The organism is Gordonia sp. OPL2, from assembly GCF_003797825.1.
Classification (GTDB): domain Bacteria; phylum Actinomycetota; class Actinomycetes; order Mycobacteriales; family Mycobacteriaceae; genus Gordonia.
Genome location: NZ_RKME01000004.1, coordinates 236,662 through 257,307, shown reverse-complemented (window position 1 = coordinate 257,307; position 20,646 = coordinate 236,662). Strand labels below are relative to the sequence as shown.

Annotated in this window: 19 protein-coding genes; 10 read left to right on the top strand and 9 right to left on the bottom strand. The window is 63.5% G+C overall.

Features of this window, described 5'->3' with window-relative positions; genetic code table 11:
- Positions 1 to 114 precede the first annotated feature (114 nt).
- From EEB19_RS06920 to EEB19_RS06900, 5 genes are all read left to right on the top strand, one after another.
- Positions 115 to 1,467: an HNH endonuclease signature motif containing protein gene (locus EEB19_RS06920; protein ID WP_262365489.1), complete on the top strand. Its 1,353-nt coding sequence runs from the start codon at positions 115 to 117 to the stop codon at positions 1,465 to 1,467.
- Positions 1,468 to 1,921: 454 nt separating this feature from the next.
- Entirely contained in the window at positions 1,922 to 2,083 is a 162-nt protein-coding gene (locus EEB19_RS26860) for a hypothetical protein (RefSeq protein ID WP_262365488.1), read from the top strand.
- Positions 2,084 to 2,509: 426 nt separating this feature from the next.
- Positions 2,510 to 3,640, top strand: a complete 1,131-nt coding sequence (locus EEB19_RS06910) for a hypothetical protein (RefSeq protein WP_187584473.1) — start codon at positions 2,510 to 2,512, stop codon at positions 3,638 to 3,640.
- The gene (locus EEB19_RS27175) at positions 3,640 to 4,536 is read left to right on the top strand and encodes a restriction endonuclease (RefSeq protein WP_187584471.1); all 897 of its coding nucleotides are present in this window, start codon (positions 3,640 to 3,642) and stop codon (positions 4,534 to 4,536) included. The genes EEB19_RS06910 and EEB19_RS27175 overlap by 1 nt, the downstream gene beginning before the upstream one ends.
- Positions 4,537 to 5,151: 615 nt before the next feature.
- On the top strand, positions 5,152 to 6,432 hold the full coding sequence (locus tag EEB19_RS06900; RefSeq protein WP_187584469.1) for a hypothetical protein: 1,281 nt from the start codon (positions 5,152 to 5,154) through the stop codon (positions 6,430 to 6,432).
- Positions 6,433 to 6,821: 389 nt separating this feature from the next.
- Here the strand turns inward: EEB19_RS06900 and EEB19_RS27170 are convergent, their stop codons facing one another.
- Positions 6,822 to 7,112, bottom strand: a complete 291-nt coding sequence (locus EEB19_RS27170; protein ID WP_187584467.1) for a pentapeptide repeat-containing protein — start codon at positions 7,110 to 7,112, stop codon at positions 6,822 to 6,824.
- Between the two features lie 506 nt (positions 7,113 to 7,618).
- Between EEB19_RS27170 and EEB19_RS06890 the strand changes: the two genes are divergently transcribed.
- Positions 7,619 to 8,047, top strand: coding sequence for a hypothetical protein (locus EEB19_RS06890; protein ID WP_187584465.1), 429 nt, complete (start codon positions 7,619 to 7,621; stop codon positions 8,045 to 8,047).
- 57 nt (positions 8,048 to 8,104) lie between these two features.
- On the opposite strand, the gene EEB19_RS06885 is transcribed toward EEB19_RS06890, so the two are convergent.
- Complete coding sequence (locus tag EEB19_RS06885) at positions 8,105 to 9,607, bottom strand: HEPN domain-containing protein (protein ID WP_187584463.1); 1,503 nt, start codon at positions 9,605 to 9,607, stop codon at positions 8,105 to 8,107.
- Between the two features lie 211 nt (positions 9,608 to 9,818).
- Complete coding sequence (gene dnaB, locus EEB19_RS06880; protein ID WP_262365499.1) at positions 9,819 to 13,061, bottom strand: replicative DNA helicase; 3,243 nt, start codon at positions 13,059 to 13,061, stop codon at positions 9,819 to 9,821.
- Positions 13,062 to 13,789: 728 nt separating this feature from the next.
- Here dnaB and EEB19_RS06875 point away from each other — a divergent pair.
- Together EEB19_RS06875 and EEB19_RS06870 are read left to right on the top strand one after the other, a co-directional pair.
- A complete protein-coding gene (locus EEB19_RS06875; protein ID WP_187584537.1) occupies positions 13,790 to 14,335 on the top strand; it encodes a hypothetical protein in 546 nt (181 codons plus the stop codon).
- Between the two features lie 223 nt (positions 14,336 to 14,558).
- Positions 14,559 to 15,314, top strand: coding sequence for a GAF and ANTAR domain-containing protein (locus tag EEB19_RS06870; RefSeq protein ID WP_187584460.1), 756 nt, complete (start codon positions 14,559 to 14,561; stop codon positions 15,312 to 15,314).
- A gap of 34 nt (positions 15,315 to 15,348) precedes the next feature.
- Here EEB19_RS06870 and rplI read toward each other — a convergent pair whose 3' ends face one another.
- From rplI to rpsF, 4 genes are all read right to left on the bottom strand, one after another.
- Positions 15,349 to 15,801, bottom strand: a complete 453-nt coding sequence (rplI, locus tag EEB19_RS06865) for a 50S ribosomal protein L9 (protein ID WP_187584458.1) — start codon at positions 15,799 to 15,801, stop codon at positions 15,349 to 15,351.
- 17 nt (positions 15,802 to 15,818) lie between these two features.
- A complete protein-coding gene (gene rpsR / locus EEB19_RS06860) occupies positions 15,819 to 16,076 on the bottom strand; it encodes a 30S ribosomal protein S18 (protein ID WP_124709165.1) in 258 nt (85 codons plus the stop codon).
- Between the two features lie 18 nt (positions 16,077 to 16,094).
- On the bottom strand, positions 16,095 to 16,607 hold the full coding sequence (locus EEB19_RS06855; RefSeq protein WP_187584456.1) for a single-stranded DNA-binding protein: 513 nt from the start codon (positions 16,605 to 16,607) through the stop codon (positions 16,095 to 16,097).
- Positions 16,608 to 16,730: 123 nt separating this feature from the next.
- Entirely contained in the window at positions 16,731 to 17,012 is a 282-nt protein-coding gene (gene rpsF / locus EEB19_RS06850; RefSeq protein WP_187584454.1) for a 30S ribosomal protein S6, read from the bottom strand.
- A gap of 147 nt (positions 17,013 to 17,159) precedes the next feature.
- Between rpsF and EEB19_RS06845 the strand changes: the two genes are divergently transcribed.
- Positions 17,160 to 18,593 (top strand): hypothetical protein, encoded by a 1,434-nt coding sequence (locus EEB19_RS06845; RefSeq protein WP_187584452.1) that lies wholly within the window; start codon positions 17,160 to 17,162, stop codon positions 18,591 to 18,593.
- Positions 18,590 to 19,168, top strand: coding sequence for a GNAT family N-acetyltransferase (locus EEB19_RS06840; protein WP_187584450.1), 579 nt, complete (start codon positions 18,590 to 18,592; stop codon positions 19,166 to 19,168). Before EEB19_RS06845 ends, EEB19_RS06840 begins: the two co-directional genes overlap by 4 nt.
- Before the next feature lie 7 nt (positions 19,169 to 19,175).
- On the opposite strand, the gene EEB19_RS06835 is transcribed toward EEB19_RS06840, so the two are convergent.
- Together EEB19_RS06835 and EEB19_RS06830 are read right to left on the bottom strand one after the other, a co-directional pair.
- On the bottom strand, positions 19,176 to 19,583 hold the full coding sequence (locus EEB19_RS06835; RefSeq protein ID WP_187584448.1) for a hypothetical protein: 408 nt from the start codon (positions 19,581 to 19,583) through the stop codon (positions 19,176 to 19,178).
- A 55-nt stretch (positions 19,584 to 19,638) separates the two neighbouring features.
- Positions 19,639 to 20,637, bottom strand: coding sequence for an acryloyl-CoA reductase (locus EEB19_RS06830; RefSeq protein ID WP_187584446.1), 999 nt, complete (start codon positions 20,635 to 20,637; stop codon positions 19,639 to 19,641).
- Positions 20,638 to 20,646 lie beyond the last annotated feature (9 nt).

Here is a 20,646-nt window from a genome sequence, read left to right as displayed (position 1 = left end):
TGGGTTCAACCGGTTCACATCTGTCAGGGGGGGGTCATGATGTCGGTTACCGCACTGCCATCGTCCACGAACGAGTCGTCGCCGACAGGTAAGTCGTCCACCATCTTCGATCACGTGGCCACAGAGGACCTGACCACCGACGAGATCGGGGCTCGCCTCGTCGGATACGCCGGTCAGATGGCGGCATTGACCGCACGGTTCCTCGAATTGCTCGCCGAGTTCGACCGCCGCGGCGGCTGGAGCGGCGAAGGCATCATATCATGCGCACATTGGCTGAGTTGGCGCACCGGACTGGCGATCCGAACGGCGCAAGACCATCTGCGCATCGCCCATGCGTTGCCTGAACTCCCGCTCCTGCGAAAGGCATTCAGCGAGGGACGACTGTCCTACTCGAAGGTGCGCGCCCTGACCCGGGTCGCCACTCCCGAGCGCGAAGAAGAACTCCTCAACGTTGCTCTGTCGGCCACTGCATCTCAAGTGGAACGTCTGGTGCGCTCCATCCGCAACATCGATCGTCACCGGGACGAAACCGAGCGCGGAACCATCGATTCCAGCAGCTCGTGGAGCTGGAACCTGGACGGCTCGCTGTCGGTGACGCTACGGCTCTCACCGCTCGACGGTGCCCGCTTCCTGGCCGGCGTCGTCCGGGCCGAGTACGAGCGGACTCGCACCGCCGGCGATCCCGACCTGCCCACCGAGCCCGCACCCGATGAGGAGGCCTCCGGCGTCGCCGAGAGGCCGCCTGGCCACCCGGCATCGGCGGATCTGTGGCGCAACGTCCCCTCCGACATCGCGCCGGCCGTCGTCGCGATGGGCGACACCATGCAGACGGTGATCACCGCACCGGAGTTCATACCCGGCGCCGAGCTCGTGGTGCACACCCACGACGATGCCGACCCCCACCTCGACGACGGACCCGCGCTCGAGGACGCGGACGTCGACGAGGCCGCCTGCGGCGGAGCCGTTCGGAAAGTGAAGCACGCCAAGAAACGTGGAGGCACACGCGGCGTGGTACTCAATTACGGTCGCAAACGCCGCATGCCGACCCGCAAACTGATGCGCGTGCTGTTCGAACGGGATCGCTGCTGCCAGCATCCCGGCTGTGGCCGCACCCGCCACCTGCACGCCCACCACGTGACGTTCTGGTCACAGAACGGAACCACCGATCCCGACAACCTGATCCTGCTGTGCTCTGCTCACCATCGCGCGTTGCACCGAGGGGAGTTCGCGATCAAAGCCCTTGGCAGCCAACAGTTCAGCTTCCACCGATCCGACGGATCGACCATCGAGCGAGCACCTGCGGTCCACAAGCCCGACGGGTGGAAACCCGATGCGACGATCGACGACGACGCAGTGCTGCCCATCAATCCCGGACGTCACCTCGACGCCGGTTACGCGACCGAGGTCCTGTACGCGGCGTGGGCGTGGAAAGCGCGGCAGTCCGACGAGGTTCTCGCCGCGGCGTAGCGTTCCGCGGAACGTTCGTGGCGCGTGTAGGTTCTCAATCTACTTTGCACCCTGTTCTGGCGATTCTCAGCTACTTTGCATCACCGTGAGCCCCAGGATTCCCACTCAGTTTGCATTTTCCTACGTGCGTGCAAGCCGCACCTTGTGACCGGTTCAGACCCCGTCCGATGATTCGAGCGACGGCAAGAAGTACGCCCGGGAGTTCTAGGATGGGGCGGTCGGCGATCGTCGAGGAGACGGGTAAGCCGATCGCCCAGGTGGCCCAGGATATGGGGATCAATGAGCGCGCGCTGGTTACTGGGTCAGCCGGGCGCGCGGCGAACGTGAGGGCCACGGCGAGATGACCCGGACGATGCTGCTGAGCTCCAACCGCTTCGTGACGAGGTCGCTAAGTTGCGGCTGGAGCGTGATGTCCTCAAGCGATCGGTGGTCGGGTGGTCAAGAAGACGACGAAGTGAGCGTGGCACGCTTCGTCGCCGACCAGAGGACCAAGTATCGGGCGCCACACGCGGTGACCTGTCGGCTGCTCGAGATCAGCCAGGCGTGGTTCTACAAGTGGCGCAAGCGAGCGCAATCGCTGGTGCCACAACGGGTTTTGCACACCACGCGCAACTAACATCGATCGGGCCGCGAGCGGCGTTCACCAAGGCCGCGGGCTGCATGGGTCGCCGCGCCTACATGCGGATCTGCGTGCTGATGGATGGACAGTGTCGGGCAAGACTGCGCCGACATTCCCCGATTCGGATGGTGGGATCCGCACGTCTTGTCGCGTAATGGGTTAGGTATCAGAACTGTGTGCAGAACCACCACGCAGGAGGGGTACTGCACGTAGGAAGAGCAGCATAGCGAAAGACCCGATCGAAACGGGGCATTGGCCAAGCGGCAGAGGCAGTCCGAGCGGGAGCGGGTAATCGAGGCCGGGGCAGCACAGATGCGAGCGTGATCGCCCCGCGCCCTTGAGCCTCCGAATCTCACCTTGACACGAGCCCTCCGCCTCAGCTTCTGGAAGCTTCCTGGCCTATCCGCGGCGTAGGGTGAGCGGATGGTCGACTACCTTCCAGCTACAGTTGCGCTCGACGATATTTTTCTCGACCCAAACAACTTCCGGTTCCGGGATCCGGGATCCGGGATTCAGGTAGCCGAATCGCGTTTCACCGAGGTGTCTGTCCAGGAAGCTGCCCTTTCGAAGATCGTCAGCGACGGCGTCACCGAAGTGAAGCGTTCAATATCAGAGAACGGCTTTGTTCCGGTGGAACGCATCGTGGTTCGGCCGCTGAAGGTTGAAGCGAGATCGGAAGATGAGGACTCGTCCAGCCCGATTCCGGCCGGGGTAAGCCGCTATGTCGTGGTCGAAGGGAACCGCCGCACAGCCGCGTTGAAGCTGCTCAGGAATGAGCATGCGAGCGGCGCCGCATTGAAGTCTTCGGTACTGGACGTGTTTGAGACGGTTCCTGTTCTTGTCGCGTCGGAAGCCTCGGAGGACGACCTTCTCGCGATCATGGGTATCCGACACGTCGGTGGTCCTAAGGAGTGGGGCGGGTACCAAAGCGCTCTACTGGTGTACCAGCTCATAGAAGATAGTGATCTCGATGCGCGGCAGGTCGCTTCTCGGCTCGGGCTGACCGTCCAGGAGGTGAACCGCAGACATCGTGCGTTCTCGGCCTTAACCCAAATGGCCGAAGACTCGGAGTACGGCGAGCTTGTCACGCCTGACCTCTATGCGATCTTCCATGAAGTTGTCGGACAGCCCAAACTCCGCGACTGGCTGGGATGGGATAGCTCGAAGTACGAGCTGACGGACGAGAACACCCGGCCGCAGCTCTACTTCTGGCTGACTGGGGATGCAGACGCACCGAGGAAGATCTCTGGTTACGGCGACATCCGAGACCTGAAGCTCATTATCGAGAACCCGGACGCGCTATCTGCGATGCAAGATGACGATCAGAGTTTGGCTGACGCCCTCGCGATCGTCAAATCAGAAGCAAAGGCGACGAAGTGGTTGCCGAACGCCAAAGCTGCTCTTGCCTCGCTGCGCGACATGAGCCTGGAGACGATCGAGAACCTCGACGAGGATGACCTACAGATTTTGAAGTCCCTCCGCGAAAAGTCCGGCTCCGTTCTACGGGCGGCCAGTGCTGCTCGAGATGCGGACGAGGATCCGGCATCCGACTGATGGCGCTCGGGGCAGAGGACCTCACGCGGCTGCTCGTCGAACACATGGACCCGGGTGCGCCTCCTCAAGACTTACACCTTTGTCTTGCAGAGCTCGCGCAAGCGAACCACCATGCGAGCAGCATCAACGATGCCTTGGAGCTTGTCGAGGCACTCGTGCCAAAGGTCCAGGAAACACTGGATAGTATGCGCAACGCCGCGATTCAAAGCGGAACAACTTGGGAGATCGAGCTCTTCGGATCCGGAGGTGAGTGGGTTCGGGGGGCTTCGTTCGATGACCCAGTCCTTCCTGCCGACGACAGGACCGCACGGTCCAGAAGAGCGTTTGTCACGCATACGAAGGGCTCTCTGCGAGGACTCTCACATCGTGACTTCGAGTTTGCCTGCGCGACTGTCTTACGGTTGCTGGGTTGCCAAGATCCTCGAACCACGAGACATAGCAACGATGGGGGAATCGACTTCCATGGAAGACTGGAGTTGAAAGGAAGGCTCGACTCCCCGTTCCCGTACGGAGGACTCGATGACCGTGCGAGAGTCTGGCTGATAGGTCAAGCGAAGCACTACCCCACATCGAACCTGGGACCTGCGGTTGTGCGGGAGATGGTAGGGACCGCTGAATTAGCTCGAACAGGCGGCGCTCTGCAAGAATGGCCGGGCCTTCGCTTAAGCCCATTCGACGCGTCCCTAATCTTGATCTTCACAACGGGCGGCTTTAGCATCGGGGCGAAGGCACTACTAGAACGGTCCGGGATGCTTTCGATGGATGGCGATCAGTTGGCGACGTTCCTCTGTGATGCGGGGGTCGGGATCCGGGACAGCGATAACGTCTTCGATAGCGACATGTTTCACGAAGATCTCGTCGAGTCCGCGAAGCGGGTGGCTGATATACGCCGATGAAGCCGCTTAGCCCCAGCGCTGTCGCGTCTCATTTCTCGAGGTGGCCCGACGAAGGCGCGCACCGCAACAGGGTCGATGGACATCGCCCTGCTCATTCTGTGCGTACTCGCCTGGATTCTGGCCGCACTGGTCCCTGGCCGGCGTCACTGCCCTGCTAAAGAAGACAAACTAGACTTGAATTCAAAATTCACAACTAACCGCAATCTCGTGCACGGTTCCTTCATAAGTGCACTCACAAGTGAGCTTTACCATGCCGCGCCGCAGCCCACGAACCGTTATAGTTCGCGAGTCCCCGGCAAGCAGGTCGAAGTTGGCGCCCTACATTGACGTTGTTATCTGCGCACCATTTATTGTCAATTCTTTGAGAACCAGCATTCTGAACCATGACATGCAGATCCGGATTCTCGAACAGTCGCGTCAGCGCTGCGGCGAGCGGATCGCCGTTGGAATGGACTGAACTTATCTGCACTTTCCATGCTAGGACTAGTTGAGAGACCAAAATTCCTACTTTGACGGAACCGCAGAATGCGGTCACTCCAAAGACCATCTAATGGAGGTATGGGTCCGTCGGTTGCCAGTGCGTCCAACTGAGAAATGCGCAGATAGTCTTGCTGCATGACACAAGAGTTCTTCGATGAGATCGCACCGCCCTGCGTGGTCGGTCTCATGATCCTGCTTCCTGATCCGATCCCGATACCGCAGCGGGCAACCTGGTATTCGACTACCGACGAGCGCGTGCCGGAGCTGGATGGGATGCGTTCCGTTCCGCAACCAGGTATGGAGGCGCTTGAAGTACTGGATGGCGAGCACAACTTCGTATCTCTGAGGTTCTGGCAGATGGTCGATGACTCACCCGCGCCGTTCGTGCACGAGAGCAAGTTGCTGATGAAGGCATTCGACGTGATGCACCCGACCGACAACGGAGACCCTGACCACGACTACCTGGACCGAGAGATCGCTCCAGGTGAGCGGTACCGAACCGTTGTGGAGGCCATCACCTTTAACAGTGAGGAGCCGTCCGATACGAGCGCAATCGACCGCTGTCTCAATGAACTCATGAAGTTCTACCGGTCCTACCGTATGGTCGCCTCTCGTCCGTTGCCGGAGTTGACAATTCGGCGCCTCTTCCCAACCGTGCTCACCTTTAGACGTGCGGCCGACGAGACCGAGGTTACGTTCGTCGGTATCACGGTTCTCGAAGACGGCGCGCCCCCGAACCTCGGTGGACTCTCGAGTGAAATCGGTACCGATCATGCAATGTTCGATCAGGCTGCGGGTCTCCAAGGCCGCCTGGATCGACTGGATCCACTCGCCCGGTACGTCGAGTGTAGAACCGACGCGGGGTACGCCCTTTACGGCGTTGGATCGTTTCGCGACGCCGTGATCCACCTCGGTATCGCCTGCGAGGTGCTTTTCGACGGCCTCCTCGGCATGTTGATGTGGGAGGAAGGGATGTCGGTCGACGATGCCGCAGAGGTCTTCTCCGGCACGATTACGACCCGAATCAAAGGCGAGTTCCATACACGGCTCGGCGGGACGTGGCGGTTGGATCGAGGTGAACTCGGCGACTGGAGTACCAAGGTCGCTGATGTGCGCAATCGTGTCGTCCATTCAGGTTATCGACCAACTGAAGCCGAAGCTGTAGCAGCAGAGGCTGCTGCCGATTCGTTGCGGGCTTTTACAGCTCAGCGGTTGTCGGCACTGGGGCGGAAGTACCCCTTTACCAGCGTTGTCTACTTCGGAGACCAGCCCGTACCACAGGGCGTACCAACGCTAAATAGGGCAGCGCGCAGCTGGTTAGAGGTCAATCGCGGAAGTCTGGACGCAAAGAGAAGGGAGCACTACGCATGGCGCGAAGCAGTCAACGCCGCGGTGTCTCGGCGCGGTCGGCTGTAGCAAACAATCGTCGGTGCCGACGTGGACACAACGATAGGTACGGCTGGCCACACCACCCATGTCAACCCACGACAGTTCTGCACCAGAAAATGGCGACAGGGTTTGGATGGAAGCACCGAGAGAGAAGAAGAGCGGATGAGCGCCTGCGCTGCGTGACTATAGGGGTCTTGTTCAATCTCCGGACGCCGGCTCTTAGGAGTAACACTTTCGGGAATCAAGGTCTTATCGCTGTCCCAGTCAGCCATCACCTGGGACCACGCAGTTAGGTTGGAGAACTACTTCCGCCTAAGAACTTCGCCCCATTGAACGACACGGGGGCCGCCCAGTGCGGCGATGAAAAAAAGTGGTATCACCGGTAAACTCCGCCAATGTAAATACCATCGCGCCACCTAAAGGGTATGGTCAGAGAAGTTCGCATTCCCCTCGAACCTTGTCCCAAAGAAGTTCACTACAATCTCTGACTTAAGCGAGAACCATGTACGGCCCCTAAATACGGCACCTTGGAAGTCGGCCAGGCTCGTAAAAGTGCAGTTTGAGAACGAGGCGTTTCCCGTGAATTCCGTTCTATCGAACCCCGTCACCTTAACTCGCTTGAAGTAGGTAGGGCCATTGAAATCGACGTCGTTGAAGATGGTGTCTCCGATAAACTTCGAGCGTTGAAAGTCCGACTTCACGCGCATTTGAACTTTCCAGAATACCGGACCACCCGAGAAAATAGAGTGTCAGAAGGAGGCGGTACTGTGGAAAGTTGTGCACTTAATGGAGATCTCACCCCTAAAGGCAGACTTGATGAAATCTGGGGCTCCTCGAAATTGAATTTCGTCAAGTCTGACATCCCCGCAGAACTCCGTCTCCCTAAATGTCGACTTCCCTGTAAAATTCGCCCTATTGAAAGAAGCCTGCGCGCCAAACAGTCCACGAAACTCCGAATCATACAGGTGTGCTACGGGACGTACGTGCTCTGGTCGCGGGCGTTCTTAAAGACGGTCTGGGCCGTGCTCACTGATTCATATATGAACGGATCGGCAACCCAGGCCGACACGGACGCCGCGCTGCAACTCCCCCGCGACGACCACGACGGGGCGGTGCAGCCCTGACGGCGATCTGGTCTGGCAGTGTGCCGGGGCGTTCGCCATCACCGCGCCGCTGCCCTGGGCTTCCCGACCAGCGGGGCATACTCACGCACATGACTGACACCTGGACCGAGCGAGACCTGCCTGTATTGCGCGCAGCCGTTCAGATTTACGACGAGACCGGCTACCCCGCGCAGCCGAACGAGCTAGCAAGGGCGTGTGGGCTAGATATCGACACGGTCCAGCGCGCCGTCCGCGCTCTCGGTCGAGAACCGTTCTTCGAGGTTGAAGAGGATTACGGCGGGGGCGTCTCGATCATGGGTCCGCCTACCGGCCACGCGCTTCGGGTTGCTGGTCAGTGGCCCTCACCGCAGACCCAGTTGGAGCGGCTGATTTCCGCTCTAGAAGCCGCCGCCGACGACGAGTCGCAGCCAGAGGAACAGCGCAGTCGATTCCGTCAGGTTGCGTTAGCGCTGGGCGGGGCGGCATCGCAGATCGCCATCGGCGCACTCGGCGGCGCAGGCGGAAACCTGCTGTCCTAGGCCACTGTTCACGGCCCCGGGCGCGCATGGCCACGAACCCAGCATCCGTTGCGAGGACTACAGCGCGCCAGTGGACAGCGCGGCCTGCTCGTCGGATCGCTCCTTCACGTGCATCTTCAAGTTCTCGCGGTAGAACTTGTAACGCTGGTGGTCGCTCAGCGCTTCCGCTATCTCCTGGTCGGTGAATCCGGCGTGCGACAGCAGACACAGCCTCAACACCCAGATCACCGACGACTCAGCGATCATCCAGTTGTAGACCTGCTCCTCGAACGGGCGTCCGGTGTTGTGGTGTGCGAGGTCGTTGCGAGCTTCCTTGACCAACTCGGGCCACTTGTCGACCGGCTTCGTGATCTCGGGATCGATACGGAGCGCCGTCTCATGTAGAGCGCGAGCCCGCTTCACGTAGTGCATTTCGCGTGCGTCAACGATGCGCTTGTGAATGCCTTCGATGAGCGAGCACGCCACGACACCCTGCACCTGAATGGCTTCCTTCTCTACGGGGTTCGCGGCAGCTGCCGCGAGTCCGTCCATGGTCTGCTCGATTGCAAGCCACTCGGCGATGCGCTCCAACGTCACCGACGAAGGCGGCAGAAGGTTGTGGTGATCGGGCCACGATGTCTTGCTGGGGTCCTGGTTTCGGGTCTTCACGTCGAGCCAGTCGCCCTGCGCAGTCTCGCGGACCTGGATGCACAGCGGTGTCAGGTCGACGTCGACGGCCAACTTCATCAGCGTCATCACCGAACGCACTGCGCGGTCAGCCGAGCGCAGCCTGAGCGTGAACGATGGCCGGAACTCCAACCACATCAGCTTGTCGTCGCCGCGTTCGCACACCACCTTGCCCGCGGCGCTCGTCGCTGACCCGGCGTCGGGTAGCTGTGTCCACCATCCCGGGCTGTCGATAATGAAGCGCACAGCGTCGAGGGTCGCGGCACGGCCAGTTGGCAAGTGCGCCCCGACGATCAAGGTGTAGGGGTCCCATACCTGTTGAAACATGGCCGCCACATCGAATCCGTTCGTCGGCGGATGTTGCAGGTAGGAGTCGACACAAGTCACTGGACCTTCAGAAGTGTCTCCGAGCAGCACGCGCGGCACACCGTCGGCGACTATCCGCCCGGGGTCCCCACTATGCGTGATGGACGCCCCCGTGCCTGTGACCTCTAACGGCGCCGCCAACTCGTCGATCACGCGGGTCTTGAGCGTGAGTCGCGCCCGAGACCCAGGCTCCCGCGTCAGGATTCCCGGGACACGCTTGGCCGGGTTGTCGGGTGACCAGAAGTCGCCCGTGGTTTCCAGTGGCTCCATGCCAAGAACGTAGCGGTGCACTACCACACTGACAGTCGGGTACCGGCAAGAGAGCTCAAGTCGACCACCCAGATGTTGCCCGCTTTTGCCCGGGCGGGCCAAATATCGCCTTGACCTGCCGGTTCCGATTGGGATCGAACGAGCCGACCCGCGGTTGGGGATCTTTACCTCGACATCACACGAGGTCGTCGATGCGGTCTTGGCGCGATGCGCTTTGTAGTGCGAGCCGATCTTCTCGGTGGCTTCGGTCTCGATCAACGCTGGCAGCCCGCGCGGACGCCCGCTGCGGGTGGGTGGGACAAGAAATCCCAACCATACTCTGCAAGTCGAGAGTTAGGCGCTGAACTCGTTCCCACCGCGTCACGCGTCGACAGAAATGCAAACTAGGTGAGAAACCCCAGGAACGAATGCGATGTAGTGCAAACTCAGGTGAGAAAATGCAAAGTGGGATGAGAGCCTACAGTGCACCCTACCCCCGCGCCATGTCCACGAACTTGCTCAGATGCAGTTGGTGCGCAACGGTGATCGTCGCTGTCGGACCATTGCGGTGCTTGCCGAGGATGATGTCGGCTTCACCGGCGCGCGGGTCATCGCGCTCGAAGGCGTCGGGCCGGTGGAGCAGGATGACCATGTCGGCGTCCTGTTCGAGGCTGTTGTGAAGCGCGATTCCGTTCGCGATGAAGTTGTGTGTCCCCGGCACCGTGCCGTCGAAAACGTCTCGCTCACCGACGCTTTCGATGTCAGCGATCTCGTCCCAGTAGACGTCGTTGCTGACCAGGAGGTCGACGTCGACGTCGTCGAGGATGTCGGCGACTTGGCCCAGTACGGATCGACTGCCCATGTTCGCACGAGAATCGGCTGCGGCGGATTGTGATGCTGGGATCAGTTCAGGGGCACGCAGGATCTCGTGGAGACGTTCGGACGCAAGGGCATTGGCTTGGCCGGGGGACTTGGTCGGGGCTGAGGGAGCGGCGAGCCCGAGGGCGCTGCTCAACTGAGAGATCTGGTCGTGGCCGTTAATGGTGACGGTGTGCGAGTGGTCTCGATACGCCTCGGGCTCGCTACGCTCGCTCGTGGCTACTCGACCAGCAGAAATGGTTGCGCCTGCGAAACTCGCGGTCTTGGCTACTCGACCATCGGAGCGCGAAACACCAGCAAAAACAGCCAACCGTGCCATGAGGTGCGCGAGCTCCGCTGCCGCATCAGCACTCTGAACGGGAATCAGCCATTTGTCCGCGGACTTCTCTGCCACACGCTCGACGACTTCGCCGACCACGCGCATGACATCAGTCGACGGCAACTGCCTCACGCCGACCTGCGGCCCGTTTCCGCATAACCACTCGACGGCATCTGCCACGGCCGACGACGCAGAGGTCCACGTCTCCACCGGCTCGGGGACGCTACGCGGCGCGGCAACCCTCTCGCCGACCAACAACTCCGCCAACGGAATCCACCCATCCACCGTCAAGAACGGATGATTCCCCGTCGCCTCGACGACACGCCCGGAGGCCATCCGCACGCGGAAGACCTCCTTGCGTCCACTCGGGAACACCTTGACCATGCGGCGCTTGACGAGGCGGAGCCGCTCGTCCAACGACCACACCAGCGGTTGCTCACCGGTCGCCATCAGCTCACCGAGGGTGACCTCGGAGCCGTTGTCTGCTCGAAGGATTCGAGCCGACGCCGGCAGACATCCCGACTCACGCAGATCCGACACCTGCGGCTTCTTGTCGGTCCGCTGCTCGGGACCACGGTTCAGCTGACTGATCGCGACCACCGGAACCTCGAGTTCCTTTGCGAGCAGTTTCAATTGGCGGGAGAACTCGGACACTTCCTGCTGACGCGACTCGACCTTCTTACCTGAGGTCATCAGCTGCATGTAGTCGACGACGACCAGTCTCAGGTCGTGACGTTGTTTCAATCGCCTTGCCTTGGCGCGGATCTCCATCATCGTCAGGTTGGGTGAGTCGTCGATGAACAGCGGCGCATCGGAGATCTCGCCCATCCGCCGGGCGAGACGCGTCCAGTCGTCGTCGCTCATCGTGCCGCCGCGCATGTCGCCGAGCTTGACCTTCGCCTCCGCCGACAGCAGACGCATGACGATCTCGGTCTTGCTCATCTCCAACGAGAACATCGCGCTGGTCTGCTGATTGTGGATCGAGCAGGACCGCAGGAAGTCCATGGCGAGCGTCGAGTTGTGCGTCGGCACCATGGCCTCACCGGCGAGGTACATGTGCTCGTCGTTGTCGACCTCCACACACCGCACCGGCACGCTGTCGATCGGGCGGACCGCGACGAGGCGGCGGACACCGGCCCGGCGACGGAGCTCCTTGTGCCGAATGGCCTTGTGGTGCACCGTGAACACGTCGTCGTCGGCATCCACGCGCAGCCAGCCGGTGGCCGACCGCTTGTAGCTGTAGCCGAGTCCGGCGACCAGGTCGGCGACAACCGCGGTCATGTGGCGCGTCGCCGCGGGGACGGTGATCCAGCCGTCGTCGTCGACGGTGGCGCGGGCGTCGAGCAGGCCGGCGAGCAGTGCGCGACGTTGCGCGATCGAGCCCCGCAGGTACTCGAACGGGATGCGACCGCCGAGGTCGGCCATCAGCGTCATCACATCGACCGGCCCCTCGGCGTCGATGCGCATGCTGATCTCGGGATCGTCGAACGCCATGCCGGCGAGCGCGGCGACCGTGTACGGGCCGTACGCGAAGCGGCGACGCGGTAGATCCAGCGGTTGCGTGTTCCGGACGACGGCACACCCGACGTGGGCACGCATGGCGTCGGTGGTGACGGTCTGACGTTTGCCGTCGATGTCGGCCACCCACTGATGCTGCGCATCGGCGACGAGGATGGCGCCATCGTTGAATTCGACCTCATAGCAGGGCCGTTCGGTCATCACCTCGGTGGCGGCGACCACCCGTGTGGGACGTCCCTGGGCGTCGAGCAGCTGATCGCCGACACCGACCTTGCCCATGGTGGTCCAGCCGGTCGGCGTGGGCAGGGGTGTGTCGAGCGCGAGTGCCTTGCCGACACCGGGACGGGCGGCGACGATGATCATCTGACCCGGGTGGAGACCGTTGGTGATCTTGTCGAGGTCGACGAAGCCGGTCGGTACGCCCAGGGAGATCCCGCCACGTGAGGCGATCGAGTCGATCTCGTCCATGGTCGGCTGCAGCAGCTCTTCCAGCGGCACGTAGTCCTCGGCGGTACGCCGCTCGGTGACCTCGTAGACCTCCGCCTGCGCCCGGTCGACGACCTCCGCGACATCCTGACCGTCACCGCCCGCGTAGCCGAACTGCACGATGCGCGTGCCGGCCGTCACCAGCCGACGCAGAATCGCTTTCTCCGCCACGATCTCCGCGTAGTAGCCGGCATTCGCCGCCGTCGGCACCGTCGAGATCAGCGTGTGCAGATACGGCGCGCCTCCGACTCGCCGGAGTTCACCGGCGCGCTCGAGCTCGTTCGCGACGGTCACCGCATCGGCCGGCTCACCCTTGCCGTACAGCTCCATGATCGCGTCATAGACCGCTTGATGTGCCGGCCGATAGAAGTCGGCCGGACGGAGTTTCTCCACGACGTCGGCGATCGCGTCCTTCGACAGGAGCATGCCTCCGAGCACCGACTGCTCGGCCGCCATGTCCTGCGGCGGCTGCCGACCGAAGTCCTCGGTGGGGACACCGTCCTCACCGCGTTCTGCTCGACCGTTCGCCACCGATTCCAGGCGGCCGGGCTCATGCCCGCGGTCATCGACTACTGCCACGCGTGTCAAACCTCTCGCAGTACTTGCACCACTCACTCGAGTGGGTCCGACTCTGTGGCGTCGGCGGCATCCGCCACCGACGTCGGTCGTGCTGATTCAGTGATAGCGACGACCACCGACAGGACTCGTCCTTCGGCAGCCGGGCGCCCGTCACAGAGGCACTGTCGGAGCACAGTAAAGCCCAGCCTCATCCCACTCAAACCGGGCTGTGCACAACTCTGTCAGCAATCTGTGGACCGACTGTGGACGCCATCGGGAGCGTTGTGCACCCCCTGTGCACAAAGTGGGGAAATGTTCTGTGAGCAATAAAATATGCGCAGGTCAGGGCCGAATAGTTTCTCCACAGATGACTGACGAATTCGATTCGGCGTGTCACGCCGGACCCGCTGTTCGGCGTGTTGCGGTCATGGTTCAACAACCTGCAACCAACAACTCGGTAAACATTGGGTGTGACGTGGGTAACACCTGATCACGGGCCCGCGTGGCGCCACGCCGAGTGGGTCGGTTGTCCACAGATCCGTTCGTTCGGTTCACCGTCCGGTCGGCGTTGTGATCCAATGATCGGCGTGGGGAGGCACCTGTCGGGAAGCGCCGGAGACACCCGATCCGGCGGCCATCGTCGATGGCGTCACGCGTTCGCGACGCTGTCGGCCGCGACGCTGAGCGCGGTCGCCGTGCTGATGGGTTCGGCGGTTGCCCCGGCGTCGGCCGCTCCCCCACCCGGGCCGACGATGCCCGTCGAGTTCGACCTCTCCCGCTACCAGCCCGTCGACGGCGCGCAGTTCCGTCCGCTGGCCTACGCGGACAACGGTCGCGCGTTCCTCCGCGTCGGCGGCCGGCTGTGCCAGATCGGTCCGTCCTACCGCTACGTCGGCTGTCAGGGCCGAGTCGCGACAGCTCCCCCGACGGCCCGCGGCGTGGCGATCTCCGGCGATCAGCAAGGCCCGTGGTGGGTGCCCGACTGGTCCGACTACCGCTTCGGTGCACCGTCGGGCTTCCGGCCGCCGACCCTGGCCGTCGGGAAGCGGGTGACGATCGCCGGGGTCACGTGCACGGCACCCCGCCCCGATACCGTCGCCTGCCGGACGGGCGCCCGCGCGTTCATCCTGACCCCGGCGTGGCACAAGTTCTTCTTCCCCAGTGGCGACACCGCCCACAGCGCGAATCCGGCACCGCGCTATCTGCCTGCGCGCCTGCAGTACTGGAACCAGCTGCCGCCGACCTGATCGTCGACGCGCAGACGTAGCGAGAATCGGCGCCCACAGACAATTTCGGCTACGTCTGTGGTCAGACAGCGCTACCGGGTCGACGTATCAACGTGGGCGACACCGGGAGAGCGCGGTTCCGGCGTTGGGTAGAGTTCTCCTCACGTTGAACAAGCAGCGACCCGGCACTGCCGTGCGATCGCTTGCCGGGTTGTGCCGAGCCGGTGAGTGAGGGGTCCTTGCAGTGAGTTCGGAGAGCGCCGACGGCGCCCGCCTTCAGCTCCGCATCGCCGATCTGATGCGACGAGTTCAACGACATGCCGACACCGACGTCCCGCTCGCGCTCGACGAGATCACCGCGGGCGCTGCGGAACTGATCCCCGGCGCAGAGTATGCGGCCATCACGATGACCGGCGACAACGGCGAGGTGGAGACGGCCGCCTCCACCCATCAACTGGCCGCCATCCTCGACGATGTGCAGTTCAACCAGCAGGACGGTCCCTGCTACGAGACGATGCGGCGCCAGACGATCGTCCGCATCGACGATCTCGAGCAGGATGTCCGATGGCCGCGATTCCGCGAAAACGGGTTGCAGCGCACTCCCATTCGATCCGTGCTGATGCTTCCACTGATGAATCACACCCAGACGTTCGGTGCGCTCGATGTCTACTCCGACCGCGCACACGCCTTCGACGACGACGCGTTCGCCGTCGCCCAGGCGTACGCCACGCATGCCTCACTCGCCTGGGACGCGTTGCGGCGCAAGGAACAGTTCATGGCCGCCCTGGCGACCCGGGACATCATCGGGCAGGCGAAGGGCATCATCATGGAGCGTTACAGCTGCGACGCCGAGCATGCGTTCGACCTGCTGAAGCGATTGTCGCAGGAGACGAACAACCCGCTGCGCGACCTCGCTCGGCAACTGGTCGAGTCGGATCGTCCGAACGCAGACCCGGACGGCGACCACACCGCACAGACGACTGCGCCGGCCAACCCGTGAGGGGTTGGCCGGCGCAAGAGCCGTGATGGCCGTATCAGCCGGCGACGACTGCCAGCTCGACGGTGGCCCGCACGTCCGGGTGCAGGTTCACGACGACCGGGTAGCTGCCGGTGGCCTTGATGTGGCCCTTCGGCAGTTCGACGCTGCGCTTGTCGACGGCGGGTCCGCCGGCCGACTTGATCGCACCGGCGACGTCGGCCGCGGTGACCGAGCCGAACAGCTTGCCGGAGTCGTGGGTCTTGACGTCCAGCGAGATGTCCGACAGCGCCTCGAGGGCCTGCTTCAGCTCGTTGGCGTGCTCGAGACCACGGACCTCGCGTGCGGCCTGCACGCGACGGATGTCCTCGACCTGCTTCTCGGCTCCACGGGTGGCCTTGATGGCCAGGCCGCGGGGCAGCAGGTAGTTGCGGCCGTAACCGTCCTTGACCTCGACGGTGTCGCCTGCCTCGCCGAGGTTCTCCACGGCGGCGGTGAGGATGAGTTTCATGTCAGTCCCCTTCCCGCTCAGCGACCGGTCGAGGTGAAGGGCAGCAGGGCCACCTCACGCGAGTTCTTCACGGCCACAGCGACATCGCGCTGGTGCTGGACGCAGTTGCCGGTCACGCGGCGCGAACGGATCTTGCCGCGGTCGGACAGGAAGCGCCGCAGCAGAGCGGTGTCCTTGTAGTCGATGACTGCCTTCTTGTCTTTGCAGAAGCTGCACGCCTTGGTCTTGGTGACCTTTTCGACGCGCGGCTTCCGCGTGCTCTTTGCTTTAGCCATTGGTACTCCAGTGTGTTTCTAGAAAGGTGGTTCGTCGTCGCCCCCGCCGAACGATCCACTCGCGGGCGCACTGCCCCAGGGATCGTCGGCAACCTGCTGGCCTCCCCCACCGGAGGAGCCGCGGCTTCCGCCGCCGCCTCCCGAGGAGAATCCGCCACCGCCACCGCGCGAGGCCTTGTTGACCTTCGCGGTCGCGTACCGCAGCGAGGGGCCGATCTCGTCGACCTCGAGCTCCACCACCGTGCGTCGTTCGCCTTCTTTGGTCTCGTAGGACCGCTGCTTGAGGCGTCCCTGCACGACGACCCGGGTTCCCTTGGACAAACTCTCGGTCACGTTCTCGGCCGCGTCACGCCAGATGTTGCAGCGGAGGAACAGCGCTTCGCCGTCCTTCCACTCGTTGGTCTGACGATCAAAGGTGCGCGGTGTCGAGGCCACCGTGAAGTTGGCCACCGCGGCGCCCGACGGCGTGAACCGGAGTTCCGGATCAGCGGTCAGGTTGCCGATGACGGTGATGACCGTGTCGTTCGCCATGTGTCTCCCCTTGGGTCGTGGATGGGCACTCGTTGATCGACGTGCGCCGGACTATCGGTTGTCGTTTGGGTCAACCCTAGAGCCCGGCACCGACTGCTTACGTGTCGATCGAGGAACTGTGGATTACTTCCGCAGGACCTTGGTGCGCAGGACCGACTCGTTGAGCTTCAGCTGACGGTCGAGCTCGGTGACCGTCTTGGGCTCGGCGTCGAGATCGATGACGGCGTAGATGCCCTCGTTGTGCTTGGAGATCTCGTAGGCGAGACGGCGCTTGCCCCAGATGTCGACGCCGTCCACCTTGCCGCCGTCATTGCGGACAACATTGAGGAAGGTATCGAGTGAGGGTGCGACGGTGCGCTCGTCCAGATTCGGATCGAGAATGACCATCAATTCGTAGTGACGCATAAGACCACATCACCTCCTATGGGCTAGGTCGGCCACGGACTGTCCGTGGCAGGAGGGTCGCCTGCGTCGGCAACCGCTCCAAGATACATGACAAACCCCTGACCAGCGAAATCGCGTTCGCAGCGTCGACCACCTAACCTGTAGGCCATGTCCGACGCCCCTGTAGCACGGCCGACAGGGTCGTCCCGCCTCGGCGACACGCTCGCCGGTCGCGGCCACATGACGTTGATCCTGCTGGTCTCGCTGTTGACGTCGTGCCTGACGATGCTGTGGAGCTACCAGGCCAAGATCAAGTGCGGTGGCCCGCCCTTCCTGGCCGAGGGTCGCAGCTCGCATTGGCCGGTCGGCGACCCGAACGCCGTCGTCCCCTGCTACTCGGACCTGATGTTCCTGTGGGTGGGACGCGACATCAACAATCACGTCTTCCCCTACATCAGCGGCGGCATCTCCCCTGATGGGAAGCTGTTCGGCGGCGTCGTCGAGTATCCGGTGCTCTCGGGCATGTTCATGTGGCTCGGCGCAATCGGCGCCCACACCGACACCGAGTTCTTCCAGCACTCGGTATGGCTGCTGGTCCCTTTCGGCCTCGCGATCACCGTGATGCTGGCGTTCATGACGCGATGGTGGGTGCTGCTCTGGTCGGCGACCCCGCCGCTGGTGCTCTACGCGTTCCACAACTGGGAGCTGCCCGTCGTCGCGACCGTCGTCGGCGGCATCGCGGTCATGGCCTGGGGCTCGACGATCAGCCCACACACCGGCGAGAGACGGTTGTCGGTGCGGACGGCGGCGATCCTCGCGGCGATCCTGTTCGCCGTCGGATTCTGTCTCAAGCTCTACCCCGGATTCTTCGTCCTGCCACTGGCCGCCTACGTCCTGACCTACGGCGCGGTGCCCGGCGCCCGCAAGGCACTCGACTGGGCCGGGGCGGTGTGGGTGGCGGTCGCCGCGACCCTGACCGTCATCGCCATCCAGCTGCCGTTCATGGTGCTGGGCTTCGAGGGGTGGAAGGCCGCGCTGTCGTTCCAGGGCAAACGCAAATCCGACGTCGACACCAACTCCATCTGGTACTGGGGGCTGCGGCACTTCACCGGTGGTCAGACCGACACCTACAACACCCTGGTCGGATTGCTCTCGCCGTTGCTGATCGTCGCGTCGTTCGCGCTGGCGGTCTATCTGGGCTGGCGCGTCTATCAGCGTGACGGCATCTATCCCTGGATCGGGGTGTGCGGGTCGATGCTGGCCGGCTTCATGCTGTTCCACAAGGTCCACTCACCGCAGTACACCCTGTGGATCCTGCCGTTCTTCGTGCTGCTGAAGGTGCGCTGGCCGGTCATCGCGGCATATCTGGTGGCCGATTTCATCCTCGACACCACCATCTTCCGGCTGTTCGGGATCTACACGTCCGGCTCGCCGATGCAGTGGTGGGTGATCACCGGGGTCAACGTCGGTGTGTGGGTCCACGCCGTCGTGCTCGCCTACCTGCTGTTCGCGTTCGTGTCGGCGCCGCTGCGAGAACCGTTGGCCTCGTTCGGCCGTCGGCCGCGTCCGACCGAACCCGAGCGCGTTCTGACCCCGTCATGAGCGGGTGGTTGGGTACCGGTGCGCTGTCGGCGGAGCGGATCACGTTGCGTCCCTTCACCTCCGACGACGCTTCCGAACTGGCCGGCGTCGTCGGCGACCCGGAACGGTTCCGGTGGGCGCCAGGGGTGCCGTCGGATCCGGAGTCGAGCCGCACATGGATCGCGTCGGCGCTGGCCGACCCGTCGAGCCGTGTCGCCTATGCCGTCGTCGACAACGCGCTCGACCGTATCGTCGGGTCGACGAGCTACTACGACATCGATCCGACGAACCGCTCGGCCGCCATCGGATACACCTTCTACGCGGAGTCCGCGCAGGGCACCGACATCAATCCGACCGCGAAATTCCTGCTGATGCGTCACGCCTTCGAGGAGTGTGGCGCGGTGCGTCTGGTGTGGCACACCCACGAGCGCAACGCACAGTCGCGGGCGGCGATCGCCAAGCTGGGCGCGAACTTCGAGGGTCTGCTGCGCAAGCACCGGCGGTTCGGCGACGGCTGGCGCACCACCGCCCTCTACGCGATGACCGACGACGACTGGCCGGCCGCGAAAGAGCGCTTGCTGGAACGCATCTCGTAGGTGCCGACTACGGCTTCTCCGTGTGGTCGGGGTGCCCGTGGGTGCGGCGGTCCTCCTTCATCCGCGCCTCATGCAGGTGCCGGACGCCGTCGGTCAGGTCGGTGCGCACCTGCTTCTCGGCCTCACGCAGGGGACCCCAGTAGGTGTCGTCGAACTCCTCGACCACCTGGAACGTCCATCGCCCGTTGATCACGTTGCGCCCGACCATCTCGTTCTCGAGCATGTCGGCCGCGGCCGTCTGGCCGTCGGCACGAAGCGCCTCGACGGCCTCACCGAGCACCAGGTCACCGTGGCCGATCAGCTGGTGGAAGCTGTAGAGATGTCCGCGGGCGCGTTCGACGTACTCCAGCGCCTCGGACAGTTTGCCGACCGCGTCGGCGGTGCTGTCGGGGATGTGTTCGGCTCGATCACCCATGATGTGGCAGTACCCGCTCGGGAATGTCGTCAACCCACGTCATCGCCCGACGTGCTCAGAACTCACCCGCGACGATGACCCGGGTCCGGCCGGTGACACCGCCTTTCAGGATGGTCTTGATCGACTTCGGGAGGTCGGTGACCGAGACGTCGGTGGTGACATCGGACAGGTGCGCGGGTGTGAGGTCGGTGCCGAGCCGTGCCCACAGGGCGCGGCGACGGTCGATGGGCAGCTGCACCGAGTCGATCCCGGCCAGGGTCACGCCACGCAGGATGAACGGATGGACCGTCGTCGGCAGGTCGGCGCTGCCGGCCAGTCCCGACGCGGCGACGACGCCACCGTAGTTCAGGGTGCTCAGCGCATACGCGAGGGTCGCACCGCCGACGCAGTCGACGGCGGCGGCCCACCGTGACTTGCCGAGCGCACGCACCTTCTCCCCTTCCTCGGGGAGCCGCCCGATCACCTCGGAGGCACCGAGTGTGCGCAGCAGATCGGCGGCGTCGGACTTGCCGGTCGAGGCGATGACCTCGAAACCGGCCGCCGCGAGAAGGTCCACGCTGACGCTGCCCACCCCGCCGGTCGCGCCCGTGACCAGAACCGGGCCGTCGGATGGGGTGATGCCGTGCGAGGTGAGCGCCTCGACGCTCATCGCGGCGGTGAATCCCGCGGTTCCGATCGCGGCGGCCTCCGCGGCGGTCAGGCCGGACAGTTTCACCACCATGTCGGCGGGCAGTCGTGCGGTGTCGGCGTAGCCGCCGTGCCGGCCGGTGCCGATGTCGTAGCCGTGCGCGACGACCACATCGCCGACGGCGAACTCCGACGACGAACTCGACCGGACGGTGCCGGCGAGGTCTATGCCGGGGATGAGCGGATACGACCGCGCGACTCCACCCTTCGGTGTGACCGCGAGGGCGTCCTTGAAGTTCACCCCCGAGTACTCGACCGCGATCTCGACGTCGCCGTCGGGCAGGAAGCTCTCGTCGACGGCCTCGTGCACGAGGTCGATGTTGCCTTCGTCGTCCTGATGCGCCACCAGCGCCTGCACGTCACCCATGCTTCGAAC

Excerpts from the sequence above, each read along its gene's own strand:
- EEB19_RS06910 (WP_187584473.1), top strand. The coding sequence starts at position 2,510 with ATGGTCGACTACCTTCCAGCTACAGTTGCGCTCGACGATATTTTTCTC.
- EEB19_RS27175 (WP_187584471.1), top strand. The coding sequence starts at position 3,640 with ATGGCGCTCGGGGCAGAGGACCTCACGCGGCTGCTCGTCGAACACATG.
- EEB19_RS06900 (WP_187584469.1), top strand. The coding sequence starts at position 5,152 with ATGACACAAGAGTTCTTCGATGAGATCGCACCGCCCTGCGTGGTCGGT.
- EEB19_RS27170 (WP_187584467.1), bottom strand. The coding sequence starts at position 7,112 with ATGCGCGTGAAGTCGGACTTTCAACGCTCGAAGTTTATCGGAGACACC.
- EEB19_RS06890 (WP_187584465.1), top strand. The coding sequence starts at position 7,619 with ATGACTGACACCTGGACCGAGCGAGACCTGCCTGTATTGCGCGCAGCC.
- EEB19_RS06875 (WP_187584537.1), top strand. The coding sequence starts at position 13,790 with ATGGGTTCGGCGGTTGCCCCGGCGTCGGCCGCTCCCCCACCCGGGCCG.
- rplI (WP_187584458.1), bottom strand. The coding sequence starts at position 15,801 with ATGAAACTCATCCTCACCGCCGCCGTGGAGAACCTCGGCGAGGCAGGC.
- rpsR (WP_124709165.1), bottom strand. The coding sequence starts at position 16,076 with ATGGCTAAAGCAAAGAGCACGCGGAAGCCGCGCGTCGAAAAGGTCACC.
- EEB19_RS06855 (WP_187584456.1), bottom strand. The coding sequence starts at position 16,607 with ATGGCGAACGACACGGTCATCACCGTCATCGGCAACCTGACCGCTGAT.
- rpsF (WP_187584454.1), bottom strand. The coding sequence starts at position 17,012 with ATGCGTCACTACGAATTGATGGTCATTCTCGATCCGAATCTGGACGAG.
- EEB19_RS06845 (WP_187584452.1), top strand. The coding sequence starts at position 17,160 with ATGTCCGACGCCCCTGTAGCACGGCCGACAGGGTCGTCCCGCCTCGGC.
- EEB19_RS06840 (WP_187584450.1), top strand. The coding sequence starts at position 18,590 with ATGAGCGGGTGGTTGGGTACCGGTGCGCTGTCGGCGGAGCGGATCACG.
- EEB19_RS06835 (WP_187584448.1), bottom strand. The coding sequence starts at position 19,583 with ATGGGTGATCGAGCCGAACACATCCCCGACAGCACCGCCGACGCGGTC.
- EEB19_RS06830 (WP_187584446.1), bottom strand. The coding sequence starts at position 20,637 with ATGGGTGACGTGCAGGCGCTGGTGGCGCATCAGGACGACGAAGGCAAC.